This is a genomic window from Bacillus sp. JUb11, from assembly GCF_024807925.1.
Taxonomy (GTDB): Bacteria; Bacillota; Bacilli; order Bacillales; family Bacillaceae; genus Bacillus; species Bacillus altitudinis.
On record NZ_JANUEZ010000002.1, the window covers coordinates 122,470 to 138,787 of the forward strand.

The 16,318-nt window shown below is 40.5% G+C and carries 15 protein-coding genes; 12 read left to right on the top strand and 3 right to left on the bottom strand.

Annotated features, from left to right (window positions below):
• The first annotated feature begins 108 nt into the window (after positions 1 to 108).
• Positions 109 to 1,401 (top strand): sensor histidine kinase, encoded by a 1,293-nt coding sequence (locus M2369_RS03855; protein WP_008345807.1) that lies wholly within the window; start codon positions 109 to 111, stop codon positions 1,399 to 1,401.
• On the opposite strand, the gene M2369_RS03860 is transcribed toward M2369_RS03855, so the two are convergent.
• Positions 1,402 to 1,578 (bottom strand): hypothetical protein, encoded by a 177-nt coding sequence (locus M2369_RS03860; protein WP_008345810.1) that lies wholly within the window; start codon positions 1,576 to 1,578, stop codon positions 1,402 to 1,404.
• Between the two features lie 93 nt (positions 1,579 to 1,671).
• Here M2369_RS03860 and kapB point away from each other — a divergent pair, with 93 nt between their 5' ends.
• Entirely contained in the window at positions 1,672 to 2,064 is a 393-nt protein-coding gene (kapB, locus tag M2369_RS03865; protein WP_017358956.1) for a kinase-associated lipoprotein KapB, read from the top strand.
• Here the strand turns inward: kapB and kapD are convergent.
• Complete coding sequence (kapD, locus tag M2369_RS03870; protein WP_008345814.1) at positions 2,061 to 2,678, bottom strand: 3'-5' exonuclease KapD; 618 nt, start codon at positions 2,676 to 2,678, stop codon at positions 2,061 to 2,063. The two genes, kapB and kapD, sit on opposite strands and share 4 nt — an antisense overlap.
• A gap of 218 nt (positions 2,679 to 2,896) precedes the next feature.
• Here kapD and M2369_RS03875 point away from each other — a divergent pair, with 218 nt between their 5' ends.
• From M2369_RS03875 to M2369_RS03885, 3 genes are all read left to right on the top strand, one after another.
• Positions 2,897 to 4,075, top strand: coding sequence for an MFS transporter (locus M2369_RS03875; RefSeq protein ID WP_220482436.1), 1,179 nt, complete (start codon positions 2,897 to 2,899; stop codon positions 4,073 to 4,075).
• A gap of 108 nt (positions 4,076 to 4,183) precedes the next feature.
• Positions 4,184 to 6,085, top strand: coding sequence for a transglycosylase domain-containing protein (locus M2369_RS03880; protein ID WP_017358954.1), 1,902 nt, complete (start codon positions 4,184 to 4,186; stop codon positions 6,083 to 6,085).
• Positions 6,086 to 6,103: 18 nt separating this feature from the next.
• A complete protein-coding gene (locus M2369_RS03885) occupies positions 6,104 to 6,514 on the top strand; it encodes a thiol-disulfide oxidoreductase DCC family protein (protein ID WP_017358953.1) in 411 nt (136 codons plus the stop codon).
• A 43-nt stretch (positions 6,515 to 6,557) separates the two neighbouring features.
• On the opposite strand, the gene M2369_RS03890 is transcribed toward M2369_RS03885, so the two are convergent.
• Positions 6,558 to 7,115, bottom strand: coding sequence for a YufK family protein (locus tag M2369_RS03890; protein WP_017367952.1), 558 nt, complete (start codon positions 7,113 to 7,115; stop codon positions 6,558 to 6,560).
• A 185-nt stretch (positions 7,116 to 7,300) separates the two neighbouring features.
• On the opposite strand from M2369_RS03890, the gene malK reads away from it, so the two are divergent.
• From malK to M2369_RS03925, 7 genes are all read left to right on the top strand, one after another.
• The gene (gene malK, locus M2369_RS03895; protein ID WP_259253400.1) at positions 7,301 to 8,902 is read left to right on the top strand and encodes a malate sensor histidine kinase MalK; all 1,602 of its coding nucleotides are present in this window, start codon (positions 7,301 to 7,303) and stop codon (positions 8,900 to 8,902) included.
• A complete protein-coding gene (locus M2369_RS03900; RefSeq protein ID WP_024719723.1) occupies positions 8,895 to 9,602 on the top strand; it encodes a response regulator in 708 nt (235 codons plus the stop codon). The genes malK and M2369_RS03900 overlap by 8 nt, the downstream gene beginning before the upstream one ends.
• Before the next feature lie 395 nt (positions 9,603 to 9,997).
• Positions 9,998 to 11,080, top strand: a complete 1,083-nt coding sequence (locus M2369_RS03905) for a BMP family lipoprotein (RefSeq protein WP_017358951.1) — start codon at positions 9,998 to 10,000, stop codon at positions 11,078 to 11,080.
• Positions 11,081 to 11,239: 159 nt separating this feature from the next.
• Entirely contained in the window at positions 11,240 to 12,775 is a 1,536-nt protein-coding gene (locus M2369_RS03910) for an ABC transporter ATP-binding protein (protein WP_058213661.1), read from the top strand.
• Entirely contained in the window at positions 12,768 to 13,814 is a 1,047-nt protein-coding gene (locus M2369_RS03915; protein ID WP_025207902.1) for an ABC transporter permease, read from the top strand. The genes M2369_RS03910 and M2369_RS03915 overlap by 8 nt, the downstream gene beginning before the upstream one ends.
• Entirely contained in the window at positions 13,815 to 14,774 is a 960-nt protein-coding gene (locus M2369_RS03920; RefSeq protein ID WP_259253401.1) for an ABC transporter permease, read from the top strand.
• 179 nt (positions 14,775 to 14,953) lie between these two features.
• Positions 14,954 to 16,291: a 2-hydroxycarboxylate transporter family protein gene (locus M2369_RS03925; RefSeq protein ID WP_017367956.1), complete on the top strand. Its 1,338-nt coding sequence runs from the start codon at positions 14,954 to 14,956 to the stop codon at positions 16,289 to 16,291.
• Positions 16,292 to 16,318 lie beyond the last annotated feature (27 nt).

Here is a 16,318-nt window from a genome sequence, read left to right on the forward strand (position 1 = left end):
TAACGGGTGTTCTTTTTAAAGAAAAAAACCCTCCTATTATCATATCTACTTTGTACATGAAATGATATAATGAGAGGAATTACAATTATTTACGAGGAGAGCATTTAAATGGAAATGTTCAAGGATTTTCTGCTCCATGTATCTTTTATTCTATTTCCAATCTTTTTATATCATGCACTATGGCTAAGCCGGACCCCTGCTCATTTCCCTAAAACGAATAAACTGCTCATCACCATATTTGCATCCATTTCATCAGCACTATGTATTATGTATCCAGTTGGTTCGATTTTAGATTTGCAGACTGGGCTTCAATCGATTCCCCTTGTACTGGCTATTTTATACGGGGGATATACCGCCGGAATCGTCGCTATCTTAGTTAGTTCAACCGTAAAGTTCGTGATGTATGGCTCTTTTTTATGGGTTGGATTGATTGTTGTACCGATTTACTTTTTCATTCCTTTCCTGCTTTACCGGAAATGGCGCCAATATTCTAAGCAGAGAAAGCTGTTATACGGAGTCCTAATTGCGTTATCAAAAGGGATGTTTATTTACATTGGACTGCTTGTGGTCAGCTTAATTGAGTACAGCCCTGCATTCATTATGCAACAAAAGCTGCTCGAATTATTTTTCTCAACTCTTTACTACATATTCTTTCTTGTGCTGAGTATTTATTCCATTGAGTTTGTGAAAGAGAATGCGCAAATGAGAACACAGCTTGTCCAATCAGAGAAACTGACGATTGTGAGTGAACTTGCAGCAAGTGTCGCCCATGAAGTCCGCAATCCACTGACGGTGGTGAGAGGATTTATCCAACTGCTCTTTTCAAGTGACAATACGAAAGAGCCGTCAACCAATAAAGATTATAAAAATCTCGTTTTATCTGAACTTGACCGTGCGCAGGATATTATTACGAGCTATCTTGATATTGCGAAACAAAATTATTATCAAATTGAGTCTCTCAATTTATCTAAATTACTTGAAGAATGTGCATCGCTGATGACATCCTATGCGAATTTTAAGTCGGTCACGATTCATCAATCGATTGAACCAGACTTATACATCCAAGGTGATGAAACGAAAATCAAACAAGTCATGATTAATTTAATCAAAAATGCAATCGAAGCAGCGCCCGAACACGAAGGTAAAATCGAACTGTTTGCTTCAAAAGAAAATCATCGAATCTGCCTTTATTTCGTTGATAACGGTGTAGGCATGTCAGAAAGCCAAATGAAAAAGCTTGGTGAACCCTATTACACATTGAAAAATAAAGGAACAGGGCTTGGGTTGACAGTGACATTTTCCATCATTGAAAATCATCATGGAACCATTCGTTTCAAAAGCTCATTGCAGTCTGGTACAACAGTCACCGTGAAGTTTCCTGAAGATACAAGAAGAAAATGATCAATCCATTTTTTTTGTCCTTTTTTCATCGATCTGCTCCTGCTTTTTAGAAGCACGAACGATCAGACGAAAGCAAATAAATGCAGCAGCAAAGAAAAGCACCGTCGTGATTGCCGCAGGGATATACTCCCTTTTATCTTCAGGAAAATACAGTAGAAAGAATATGATGAACGACATGTTCCGCTCTTCCCCCTTTTGCTCGTTTACTTCACTATATTGGCTAAAAGAAAGGAAATACCTTCTTATGCGAAGGAAATGGAGGAATTTCATATGACAGACATTCAGATTGGACAAATCGTGAAAGGTTTTTACAAAACAGGTGTTTACATTGGGGAAGTGACAGCCGTTAAACCATCTACTTATCTCGTTCAAGTAAAAGCGGTTTTAACACACCCCACTCAAGGTGACCTGCATCATCCAAAAGAAGCGGACGTACCTTTTTTTCAGGAAAGACGAGCTTTGGCCTTTAGGGAACAGACGAACATCCCTCATCATATGGTCAAGCCTTATGATGGCGACATCCCTGATTATCAAGTATCACTGAAAGACGCCGTAGACAAATTGAAAAAAGGGCTCAGTGCGGATGATTCCAAGTGGGCTGAAAAATCAAGAGCGTGCCTCTCTTCTCTTGAAAAAGATTATTTTCCAGAAGACGCCCGCTAATCTGCCGAATCAAAAAAGTGAGAGAAGTCAATGAGTTCACCAATTTTGGTTGTTTGCGGATTTTCCACATAGGATCGATCTTTTTCAAAAAGGGTGAACAGCTGATAAGTGGTCATGGCATCATCGAGTGCTTTATGATGCTTACCAGCTCCTTCACTGCCGTACTCCTTAGCTGCTTTCCGAAGTCCTGTGAGTGTTCTATCCCCAAAAAAGGTTTTATATTCAAAAGCCAGATCCCTTTGATTCCCCTTAAAAGGAAAACCAATATGATTGAGCATACAGTTTTGCTTCAGTACCTTCATGTCCATATTTCCCCATGTGATAATCTCACAGTCTTCTCCCCCATCGAGTGACACGAGCTTCTCGATAAACGCCTCAAAAGAAATCCCGCTTTCTACATCCTGCTGCGTAATGCCAAGGAACGATTTACAGCGCTTTGTCAGCTTCGGGAACTTTTTCGGTTTGACATAGCTTGAGAATGTGTCTATGATCGTTTCATTTGATGCTTTAACGACACCGGCCTCAATGATTTCCGGGAAAAAATTTTGCGGATGATATTTCCCATCAGGCATCGTAAATTCAAAATCGACCACAAGCAGCGTCTTCTGTTCCATCAGTCTCACCCCACTTTCTCGTCTGTTTTCCATCCTGCTACTATTATATTAAGACGGACTTTGAAATCACTTCATTTTCGTGAAAATAATGCAGATTCACTATGCCCAACCTATTCATCAGATGAAAGATCGTTTATTTTCCTTTATAATTATTAAGGAACACGAAATAAATAAAGAAGGTGGTCTTTATCACAAACAGGAAGAAAAACTTGTACATCATGTGGTTTGTGAACTTTTTTGTATCTGCCAGCATTACAATGATCGTCCCTTTTTTATCACTTTACATAGAGTCTCTTGATAGCAGTTATTCGAATGAATTTGTTCAAAGATGGAGCGGCTATGTCTTTGGGGTTACGTTTTTAACAGCCTTTCTCATTTCTCCAATTTGGGGACGGATTGGTGACCGGCATGGCTATAAAAAGATTTTGCTCATTAACGGCATTGGGATTGCAACAAGCATTTTATTAATGGGGCTTGTTCAAACCGTTTATCAACTATTTGCGTTACGGCTTTTCATGGGGCTTGTGACAGGCTTTATTTCGACTTCGATGGCACTGATTTCTGCACAGACCGAAAAGGCAACAGCCGGTAAGACCCTTGGTACAATGCAGATGAGTAATGTCGCCGGAGGGTTATTCGGTCCATTAATGGGTGGATTTATGGCAGACAGTGTCGGATTCATTTATACATTTTTCTTAACAGCTGCTGTCATATATGTATCAGCGATTGTCATTATCTTCGGTGTGAAAGAACAGCCGATCCGTTCAAAAGAAGCAAAACGGGTTTCTTACTCACGGAAGGACGTCCTTGTCCATATTTTCAAACAGCCTTTACTTGTAGTCACCATGCTTCTCACATTTATTACGCAAGTCGGGAACTTTAGTATTCAGCCGCTTTTAGCCTTGTATATTCATGATTTACACGGCCCAGTCAATCTTGCCTTTTATGCAGGGCTGGCGTTTTCTGCAACAGGGCTTGGCAATTTGCTGTTTACACGGAAATGGGGAGATCTTGGAGATCGTATTGGTCACGATAAGGTGCTGCTTGCCCTTCTCATCCTCTCCTCCATTTTATTTATCCCGCAAGCGATGGCAGATTCCTACGGGATGTTAGTCATCTTCCGTTTCTTATACGGGATGGCACTAGGCGGCATCATTCCTTGTACGACGGCCTATATTCGCATCAAAGCGCCTGCCTCTATGCAAGGGGAAGTGCTTGGTTACAATGTCAGCTTCCGCTTTCTTGGAAATGTCGTCGGACCCGTCATAGGCGGCATTGTGGCGAGTCATTACGGAATTCCAGCTGTCTTTTATGTCACCGCAGGCATTTTCCTTTTCGGGGCATTATTTTTATGGGCGGTCCGCTCACAATCAAAGACAAAAGAGAGGAGTGTCTGATCCATCATCAGATACTCTTTTCTTCTGTCTAAATGCCTTGTTTACTAGACTTCACGTCTATTCTTTTCTAAAAATAACCTTCTCGTAATCGCAAAAGAATGGTACGATATGGCTAGAAATCCGAAGAAAGTGAGTGACCTCATGTTTCGTGCAATCATTGGTTGGTTATTACTTGCTGCCCTCATCCCATTATTTGTTCTGACTTTTTATCTATCAAAGGAAGAAGCCGCAAGTGTAAAACCTGTTAACGAAGTGCTTGATCAAAAAATCAAGCTGGAAAAGGTAGACTTTTCCCAAAACAGTTATATGTATGATCGAGATGGTTCTCTTATCTCTGAGATCGTATCAAACGATGAGAACCGTGTTTTCGTGAAGTACGATAAAATTCCTGATTCCGTCAAGGAGCTGTTCCTCCGATCAGAGGACCGCAACTTTTATGACCATAAAGGCATTGACTTTATGGGCGTGATTCGTGCCCTTGCCGCAAATGTGAAAAACCATGGCATTAGCCAAGGCGCTAGCACCATCACACAACAGTTATCCCGTAATTTATATTTAAGTCATGAACGTTCATTCAGCCGAAAGTTTACAGAACTGCTCTATTCCTATGAGCTCGAGCGAAAATTTACAAAAGAGGAAATTCTCGAAAGCTATTTAAATACGATTTATTTCAGTAACGGGGTTTACGGTGTCGGTTCTGCGGCTAATTACTATTTTGATAAGCCGCTTAGTTCTTTGACGCTTGCACAGATGGCATTTATTTCTGCGATTCCTAACAACCCTACGCTGTATGACCCATTGAAACAATTCAAACATACAAAGAAACGCCAGGAACGGCTGCTTGGTATTTTAGAAAAAGATGGTGTCATTACTAAGAAGCAATACAAAAAAGCAGTGAAAGAAAAAATCAGCTTGTCCTTAAGTGAAAAGAAAAACCTTTACCCTGACTATGTGACATACGCCAATGAAGAATTTACCGATCTGGTGTCTGATCAGGAAGGCTTTACAAAACGATTGAAAAAAGCCAAAACAGCTGGCGCAAAAAAGGCAATTCAAAAAGAATTATCAGAAAAGGTCAGTGCATTGCTTCAAGATGGTGTGAAGATTTATACAGCACTAGACCCTTCCTTACAACAAAGAGCGGTTTATCAGCTCAATGCACAATTGCCTTATCAAGGTGTGGAAGGCGGTTCAGCAGTCATTAACCACCAAACCCATCAAATCGTCGCACTTGCTGGCGGGAAGAATTATAAAAAATTTGATTTCAACTACGCCTATCAAGCGCAAAGACAACCAGGTTCCGCCATTAAGCCGCTGTTAGATTATGGCCCTTATATTGATCAAACCGGTGCCACGGCATCAAGCAAAATCAGTGCCGGCAAGTTTTGCAGTAGCGGATATTGCCCGCAAAACTATAATCATAAAACGTATGGAACTGTAACACTTGAAACAGCCTTTAAGAACTCTTACAATACACCAGCGATTCGTATGCTTGATACAGTCGGTGTCAAAAAAGGCTTCAGCTATTTAGAAAAGTTTTCATTCGAACATATTGTCGCAGATGATTACCGTCTCCCTTCTGCACTTGGAGGATTTACAAAAGGCTTCTCGCCGCTAGAAATAACCGATGCATATACCGTGTTTGGCAATCAAGGTGCCTATACGCGAAATCACTCCATTACAAAGGTCACAGACTTAAACGGCAAAACCCTTTACAAGTGGAAAGAGTCGCCGAAGCAAATCTATTCTCAGCGTACAAATGAAACAATGCGCAAGCTGCTTGCCTCTGTTGTGAAAAGTGGAACAGGTAAAAAGGCGAATTTCAATTCTCCTTACATTGGGGGAAAAACAGGCACATCCAATGACTACAAAGACATTTGGTTTGTTGGTCTGACAGATCAATACACAATGGGTGTATGGGTAGGAAGAGATAGAGGAACCGTTGAATCTATTTATAGTTCAAGTCCGCACTTACGTATTTGGAAACAAACTATGCAATACGCTAGATAAACAGGAGGTTTGATTGCGATGCATTCAACACAACCCTCTCACTTCATTTTATTTGACGGTGTCTGCAACGTGTGCAGTGGTGCTGTTCAGTTTATCATCAAGCGCGACCCGAATGAGCGGATGATGTTTGCTTCTTTACAATCAGATACAGGGCAGCGTATTTTAAAAGAAAACGGCTTGCCTTTAGATGAGTTCAATTCATTCATTTATATTGAAAATGGGACCCTTTATATGAAGTCAACAGGCATCTTAAAAGCCGCGCGGCATTTAAAAGGGATATACAGATGGAGCTATTTACTCCTCGCGATCCCTCGTCCAATCCGTGACTGGTTTTATCAGCTCATTGCAAAGAATCGCTACAAATGGTTTGGTCAAAAAACATCCTGTATGATGCCTACACCTGATATTCAGAAGCGGTTTCTTCCATAAAAAAAGCATCCTCCATCATCGGAGGATGCTTTCTTTCGTCTGATTAAGCTGGCAGACTCGCCATCACACTGTTATAAAGCTTAATAAATAAGTACAAAATGCCGATCAAAAACGTGGCCCAAAACAGCAGATTAAACATCATAAACCCAATTAAATTCAGCATGGAAAGTGATTGATAAATGCGTACCACAACCCAGATAAAATAGACGAGACTTGCTAAAACAAAAAGTCCAACAAGCAGAATAAGCTGCTGCGTCAATAGAAATGCAAGTAAGCTGGCAAACAAATAGACAACCGATGCAATCCGAATTTTCTTTAAGTTCTCCCCTTCAGGGTCCTTTGCAAAAAAGAGCAGCGCCAACTCTAACACCGTATCTGCAATGAGTTTTAAAGCAGATAAAATCATAAAATAAACAAGTGCAAATGCGGCAAATAAAGCAAGACGAATGCCCTGTTCAGAGAAAAATTCCAGCATTCCTTTTAAAATTCCTGCTTGGGTCAAGAAGTCAGTCGTGATACCTACTGTAAAAATAGAAAAGGCAGAGCTGAATAGCAAAATTGAAATCAGCGGAAAATATCCAGTCAAATATGTATTTTTCATAAATAGATCCTTTCTCATAAGCTCATTTTTATTATGGCTCACTTAAAACGGATTGACAAGATGCTTTCCAAGTAAACTGGAATCTAAATCAAATTTGTGATTTTGCACGTACATTCCTTCACAAACTTACATTTTCCCGTTAAAGTATTACTATTACGAAAAAATTGCGCGTTAGGGGTATACTCGTGAAAAAAACTTTAAGACTGCAAACACGGCTGACGATCTTTGTCTGTATTGTTGTCCTGATCTCCCTCTGTATCACATTCTTTACGATCTGGTCAGAAACAGCCAAAAATATTCATCAGCAGGAACGTGATATCGCCCTCTCCACTGCCAAAATGGTCGCAGAGGCTCCGATCACAGCAAAATCATTGGAAAAAGATCAATCATATACAGCACTGCGAAAATATACAACAAGTGTTCAGCGTATTACCAAAACCGAATTCGTTGTCGTCATGGATATGAACGGTATCCGCAAAACACATCCGAATCCGCAAAAGATTGGGAAACGGTTTGCTGGCGGTGATGAAAAACCGGCATTACAGGGTAAAGAACATATTAGTACCGCATCTGGAACACTTGGCAAGTCCATGCGTGCCTTTGTTCCTGTTTATAACCAAGATGGCAAGCAGCTCGGGGCTGTGGCAGTTGGGATTACATTAAAGGAAATTGATTTAATTATTCATCAAAGCCTGCTCCCGCTCTACTTTGTCACATCGCTTAGCCTTTTATCTGGCATTATCGGCGCACTCATTGTGGCACGTAAAGTAAAGAAGATTATGTTTGGACTAGAGCCAGATGAAATTGCCACATTATTAAAAGAACGAAGCGCTATGCTAGAATCAACAAAAGAAGGCATTCTTGCCGTCGATCAGCACGGTAAAATAAAGCTGGCAAATGCAGAAGCTAAACGTCTTTTTCATAATATGGGCATTATGGTTGACCCTAGAGAACAAGATGTACAGGCCCTTCTTCCTTCAAGCGGCTTAAAGCAAGTAATCGAAACACGGAAACCGCTGCTTGATCGCGATGTCAGAATGAACGGACTGGAGCTGGTCTTTAATGAGGTGCCGATTACGGTAAAAGGGGAAATTGTCGGAGCGATCGCAACCTTCCGTGACAAAACAGAAGTCAAACACCTGGCTGAGCAGCTGAGCGGGGTGAAGATGTATGCCAATGCACTTCGTGCCCAGTCACACGAATTTATGAACAAGCTTCATGTCATTTTAGGATTGGTCCAGCTAAAGAACTATGATGACCTTGGCACCTATATTAAAGATATTGCGATTTATCAGCAGACAGAAACAAATGAAATCATCAACCATGTGAAAAACTCAGTCTTAGCCGGGTTTTTACTAGGAAAACAAAGCTACATCAGAGAACAAGGCGCAGCTTTAGAAGTCAATTGCAGTACACAGGTACCAAACTCGGAGGACCCAGCAGTCACACATGACCTTATTACGGTCATCGGTAATCTGTTAAATAACGCACTCGATGCCGTTTCCCATACAGAGAATAAAAATATCTCCATCTCATTCAGATATGTCCAAGAGCAGCTTCATATTGAAATTACAGACACAGGGGTCGGTCTGACAAAAGACGAACAGGACATTATGTTTGATCAAGGCTTTTCAACAAAAGGAGAAGACAGAGGATTTGGCCTTTACTTTGTTGACCAAAGCATCAAAAAACTGAACGGACATATGATCGTCACAAGCGAAAAAGGAGAAGGAACGACCTTTAGTCTCCGTATTCCATATAAACAAAAGGAGGATTCACATGATTAATGTGTTGATCGTAGAAGATGACCCAATGGTCGGGGAGCTGAATAAACGCTACTTGACCCAAATAGAAGGATTTGAATTAAAAGGGATTGCCACCTCATTTCAGAAGGCACTAGACATCTTAAAATCAGAAATCATTCACCTTGTATTGCTTGATATTTATATGCCTGGACAAAATGGGCTCGCCCTATTATCAGAAATTCGTGAGAAAAATCATTCCGTTGACGTCATCGTCATTTCAGCTGCAAATGAAGTGGATGTCGTACAGCAAACGATGCGAAACGGAGCTGTCGACTATTTAATCAAACCTTTTGAGTTTGAACGCTTCCAATCAGCACTGGCAGAATATAAAAGAAAACATGCCCTATACCAAACGATGAACAGCATCTCTCAAAATGATTTAGATGCGAAGCTTTTTCATAAAAAAGCAGAGGCGGAAAAAGTCCTGCTGCCAAAAGGCTTAACGAAGAGCACACTCAAACTCATCTGGACAAGCATTCAATCATTCGGTCAGCAGGCTTTCACGACCGAAGACCTAGCCAATCATACTGAAATCTCCCAAGTTTCAATTAGAAAATACTTGAAATTTCTTGAGGATATCGAAGTGGTTGATGTGGAGATGGCATACGGGACAATCGGCCGCCCTGTTTTCCAATATAAACTGAATACAAGCAACATGAATTTGATTCAGCAATATCTTTAATTTGACACATCTGACCTTTCACAAAGGCCAGATGTTTTTTTATGGCATACGATGTCACAAACCCCTTGATATCAGTGGTTCCACTGTAGTAGAGCACATCATAAAAGCGGCATTATATCATATTTCAGCACATAAAAAGACATCGAATTTAGCCTTTTAACATTTTTTTAAAAATAAAACAAATTTCTATTTATTTATTCGATGGGAAATGATAAATTATGATTGATTAGTTCAACGAGATATAAGTCTGATGTCTTACATCTTCTCTCCTGTTTCCAGCAATTTTAAAAGAATGCAGGATAAAATACCCTTTTCACAAGGATAGGAGAAGGCTAGAGTCGGTCTTTTTTCGCGAGACTTTTCTGAAACTTTTAAATTTTATAGGGGGTTATGTTTTGAAGAAGCGCAAAATTGGACTTGCATTGTCCTTAGTCGTAGCAGCAGGAACCATCCTTGGAGCATGCGGCAACTCTGGCTCAAACAGCGGTGAAAACAAAAAAGATAAAGATCAATTCACTGTTGCAATGGTAACTGATGTCGGTGGTGTCGATGACAAATCGTTTAACCAATCAGCTTGGGAAGGTTTACAAGCATTTGGGAAAGACAACAATTTAACAAAAGGTAAAAACGGCTTTGATTACTTACAATCCAAAACGGATGCAGATTATCCAACAAATTTAAATACACTTGTTAGACAAAAATTTAACCTGATTTATGGTATCGGCTATAAAATGGAGAGTGCCATTTCTAAAATAGCTGATCAGCGAAAAGATTCCAAATTTGCAATTGTGGATGCAGTTGTTGATAAGAAGAACGTAGCTAGTATTACATTTAACGAAAACGAAGGGTCATTCCTTGTAGGTGTTGCAGCGGCTCTTTCTACAAAATCAAACAAAATTGGTTTTGTTGGCGGCGTTGATTCTGAATTAATCAGAAAATTCGAAGTTGGTTTCCGTGCAGGCGTTGAAGCAGCTAATCCAAAAGCAAAAGTTGAAGTGAAATATGCTGGTGCATTTGATAAAGCAGACATCGGTAAAGCAACAGCTGAAAGTATGTACAAATCTGGCGTTGACATTATTTATCATGCAGCTGGAGGTACTGGAACGGGTGTCTTTACAGAAGCAACCAATTTAAAAAAGGCAGATCCAAATCGAAATGTTTGGGTCATTGGTGTTGATAAAGACCAGTATGACGAAGGTAAAGTACCTGGAACAAAACAAAGTGTCACTCTTACTTCTATGATTAAGAAAGTAGACACAGCGGTACAAGACTTAACAACAAAAGCAAAAGAAGGTAAATTCCCTGGTGGCGAAGTCATCACGTACGGTCTGAAAGAAGGCGGCGTTGACATCTCTCCATCTCAAGAGAATCTTGATAAAGATGTATTGAAGAAAATCGAAGAATGGAAACAAAAAATCATCAAGGGTGAAGTGAAAATCCCTGCAACACGTGATGAACTAAAAGATTTTAAAGCTTAATTTGTGCATCGGGATAAGCGCGTCTTATCCCCTTGCCTCTCCTTTACCTCCTCTTTATTCGTAAAAGGTGGTAAAAGAAAAGCTGCAGCCTTGTTTTGCAGCTTTTCTTTTGCTAGTTTTTATCTTCATCAGCACCCTAAAAAAGGAGCGGTTAAACCTGTGGATTATGTCATTGAAATGTTGAATATACGCAAAGAATTCCCTGGCATTGTAGCAAATGATAACATTACGCTACAGCTAAAAAAGGGCGAAATTCATGCGCTGCTTGGTGAAAACGGCGCTGGAAAATCAACGCTTATGAACGTGCTTTTCGGACTGTATCAGCCTGAAAAAGGTGAAATCAAGGTACACGGAAAACCGGTTACAATCTCAAGTCCAAATGATGCAAGTGATTTAGGCATTGGAATGGTCCATCAGCATTTTATGCTAGTTGATACATTTACTGTGGCTGAAAACATCATTTTAGGAAAAGAGCCAAAGAAATTTGGAAAGATTGACAAAGAACAAGCCATTCAGCAAGTGCAGGAACTTTCTGACCGTTATGGACTGAAAATAGACCCTGCCGCTAAAGTATCTGACATCTCAGTCGGTATGCAGCAGCGAGCAGAAATCTTAAAAACACTATACCGCGGCGCTGACATCTTGATCTTCGACGAACCAACAGCCGTCTTAACACCTCAAGAAATAAAAGAACTCATACAAATTATGAAAAACTTAATCAATGAAGGCAAATCCATTATTTTAATTACCCACAAACTAAAAGAAATTATGGATGCCTGTCATCGCGTGACCATTATCCGAAAAGGGCAAGGTATTCGTACACTTGATGTGGAACACACAAACAAAGACGAGCTTGCCAGCTTAATGGTCGGCCGCGAAGTCTCATTTAAAACAGACAAAAAAGCAGCCTCCCCTGCTGAAGAAGTCTTGCAAATTCAAGATCTCACTGTCAAAGATGCGCGAGGAATTGAAGCTGTGAAACAACTCAATTTATCAGTGAAAGCTGGTGAGATTGTCGGAATTGCGGGTGTAGACGGAAATGGTCAATCTGAATTAATTGAAGCCATTACAGGTCTGAAAAAATCCGAATCTGGCACGATCATGCTAAACGGGAAAGCCATTCAAAATCTCCCGCCTCGTAAGGTCACAGAATCTGGTATCGGACACATTCCTCAAGACCGTCATAAGCACGGACTTGTCCTTGATTTTTCAATTGGAGAAAATATTTCCTTACAAACGTATTATCAGCGTCCATATTCGAAGTTTGGCTTGATGAATATGAAAAATATTTATCAAAAAGCAAAACAAATCATTGCTGAATACGACGTACGGACGCCTAGTGAATATACAGAAGCACGTGCGCTATCAGGGGGTAACCAGCAAAAAGCCATTATTGGCCGTGAAGTGGACCGAAACCCTGATTTATTAATTGCCGCACAGCCGACACGCGGACTTGACGTCGGAGCCATTGAGTTTGTTCATAAGCGTCTGATTGAACAAAGGGATGCAGGCAAAGCCGTTCTGCTCATTTCCTTTGAGCTTGATGAAATTATCAATGTCAGTGATAAGATTGCCGTTATTTTCGAAGGCAGCATTATTGCCATTGTTGATCCAAAAGAAACAACAGAGCAAGAACTTGGTCTGTTAATGGCTGGAAGTACGCAACAGGAAGTGGGGAAAGAAGCAAATGTCTAATCGCTTAACAAATCTGCTGATTCCGCTTATAGCCATTGTACTTGGTCTTTTCGTTGGGGCCATCATTATGCTGGCAAGCGGTTATAGTGTCATCGAAGGTTATAGCGCCCTTTGGAATGGCGTATTCGGTGAAACGTATTATATGGGAGAAACCATCCGACAAGTCACGCCCTATATTTTATCAGGACTTGCTGTTGCCTTTGCATTTCGGACAGGCCTCTTTAATATCGGGGTAGAAGGTCAACTTCTCATTGGCTGGATTGCATCTGTATGGATAGGAACAACCGTCCATGCACCTGCGTATATCCACCTGCCTCTTGCACTGATCACTGCAGCTGCTGCTGGTGCATTATGGGGCTTTATTCCTGGGTTTTTAAAAGCACGTTTTTATGTTCATGAAGTGATTGTCACTATTATGATGAACTACATTGCACTTCATGTGACTAATTTTATTATTACAAATGTTCTTACAGATCATAAAGATAAAACAGATAATATTAATTCGACTGCCTCATTACACTCTGATTTTTTTGAAAAAATCACTGATTTTTCAAGCATGCATAACGGAATCATTGTAGCTGTCCTATCTGCCGTTATTATGTGGATCATTATCCAAAAAACCTCTAAAGGGTTTGAATTGCGTGCTGTTGGTATGAATCAACACGCATCCCAATATGCTGGAATGAATGTGAGAAAAAACATTATATATTCCATGCTCATTTCTGGTGCCTTTGCAGGTCTTGCAGGTGCGATGGAAGGGCTCGGAACCTTTGAATATGCATCAATAAAAGATGCCTTCACTGGCGTTGGTTTTGATGGAATCGCTGTTGCCTTATTAGGCGGAAATACAGCTATTGGTGTCGTCTTAGCGGCATTATTGCTTGGTGGATTGAAAGTCGGTGCTTTAAACATGCCGCTTGAATCTGGCGTACCGACTGAGGTCGTTGATATTGTGATTGCGATCATTATTCTTTTCGTTGCCTCAAGCTATATCATCCGTCTTGTCATTCAACAATTGAAGAAAAAGGGGGGAAAATAAGTGGGATTTCTGCAAATTCTTGAAATCATCGTCCCGGCTACACTTGTATATGCTGCACCACTTATTTTAACCGCTCTTGGAGGCGTCTTTTCAGAAAGATCAGGTGTCGTCAATATTGGTCTTGAAGGTTTGATGGTCGTCGGAGCATTTTCTAGTATTATCTTTAACTTAATGTTTGCTGATACGTTTGGTGCCTTGACCCCGTGGCTCGGTCTTCTTGTTGGTATGGCCATTGGCGGCGTGTTCTCACTCATTCACGCTGTTGCCACTATTACGTTCAGAGCAGATCAAACGGTCAGTGGTGTTGCGATTAACATGCTTGCCCTTGGTGCTACGCTGTTTGTTGTCAAACTGATTTATGGAAAAGCACAAACAGATAAAATTACAGAACCTTTCTATAAAGGAGATATTCCCCTTTTAAGTGACATTCCAATCATTGGTGATATTTTCTTTAAAGATGTGTATTATACGTCCATTCTCGCATTAGTTCTTGCGGTTGCCGCTTGGTTTGTTTTATTTAAAATGCCGTTTGGCTTACGACTTCGTGCAGTCGGAGAGCATCCAATGGCAGCTGATACAATGGGAATCAAGGTATACCGGATGCGCTATATCGGCGTCTTCATTAGTGGTCTATTTGGCGGTCTTGGCGGAGCTGTGTATGCATCGACCATCGCTCTTGACTTCTCACACGCCACCATTACAGGACAAGGCTTCATTGCGTTAGCCGCCCTTGTTTTCGGGAAATGGCACCCATTTGGCGCTATGGGCGCTGCTTTATTCTTTGGATTTGCACAAAGCTTAAGCATCATTGGCTCTCTGCTTCCGCTGTTTCAAGAAATCCCGAACGTGTACATGCTCATTGCACCATATGTGCTGACGATCCTAGCTCTTACTGGCTTCATTGGACGAGCAGACGCACCAAAAGCACTTGGTACTCCTTATTTAAAAGGAAAACGATAAATAAATACCATGTATGTTCAATCCCCTGAAGGACAAACTATCTTCAGGGGATTTTTGTATGATAAAAACAACAAAACCCCTGTTTATTTTACTTTTATTACACTTAATTTAGTTTAATAAATAGATGAGTGTCACAGAATCTTCTACAATTGAGACAAATAGCATTTGGGGGTGTTTATGTGGCTAATACACAACAATTGAAATCGATTACAAACGATTCTGACAATAATAAAAGCGTTTTCCGAAAAATTCTTTCTTGGAAAATTGGTGTTATTGATCTACCTGTGTATATAGTACTTGCAGCGATTATTTTAACTGCCGCTTATTTTAATAAAATTCCAGCAAATATGCTTGGTGGTTTCGCTGTTATTATGATTTTGGGGATTTTCCTAGGAGATGTAGGACAACGTATTCCAATCTTAAAAGATATTGGTGGACCGGCGATTCTTTCTTTATTCGTACCATCGTTCCTGGTCTTTTTTCATGTTCTGAATCCAAACTCGTTGGAAGCGGTTACGTCTCTGATGAAAACGTCGAACTTCCTATACTTCTATATATCTGCTCTTGTAGTAGGTAGTATTCTTGGAATGCAACGAACTGTTTTAGTGCAAGGCCTTATTCGTATGTTTGTTCCTCTTGTTGCAGGTACAATTACAGCTGTAGCTGCTGGAATTCTAGTGGGTCTTCTAGTTGGTTACACACCGCATCATTCGTTCTTCTTTATCATTGTACCGATTATTGCCGGTGGTGTCGGTGAAGGGATATTGCCATTATCAATTGCTTATTCACAAATTCTTGGTGTATCAGCAGAGTCATTAATTTCTCAATTGATTCCGGCTGCTGTCATTGGGAACGTCATTGCCATCATTTGTGCTGGCGCAATGAAAAAGCTTGGTGAAAAACGTCCTGAACTAAACGGGAATGGACGACTTGTTAAATCAAAAGAAGCAAATGAAATCTTTGAACAGCCTGACATGGATACTAAAGTTGACTTCAGCTTAATGGGTGCAGGTGTACTTGTTGCTTGTACAACCTTTATCTTTGGCGGCTTATTAGAAAGTTTTGTTCATATTCCAGGTCCAATCTTAATGATTGTTCTTGCTGCATTAATCAAATACTTAAACGTGATGCCTCAGCATTTGCAAAACGGCTCACAGCAGTTCTACAAGTTTGTATCGAAAAGCTTTACATGGCCTCTAATGGTTGGTTTAGGAATTCTATACATTCCACTTGATGATGTGGCCACTGTTATTTCGATTCCTTTCGTATGTGTATGTATTGCTGTTGTTCTAGGCATGGTTGGTTCTGGTTACTTTGTTGGTAAATTCATGAACATGTATCCAGTTGAATCTGCCATTGTGACTGGTTGTCACAGTGGATTAGGCGGTACTGGTGATGTTGCGATTCTTTCAGCTTCTGGAAGAATGGGCCTTATGCCTTTCGCTCAAGTCTCTACACGTCTTGGCGGAGCAGCAACCGTTATTTGCGCAACAATCTTACTTAGAATGTTTACTTAAAAAAGAAACAAAAAGCATGTCCTTTTC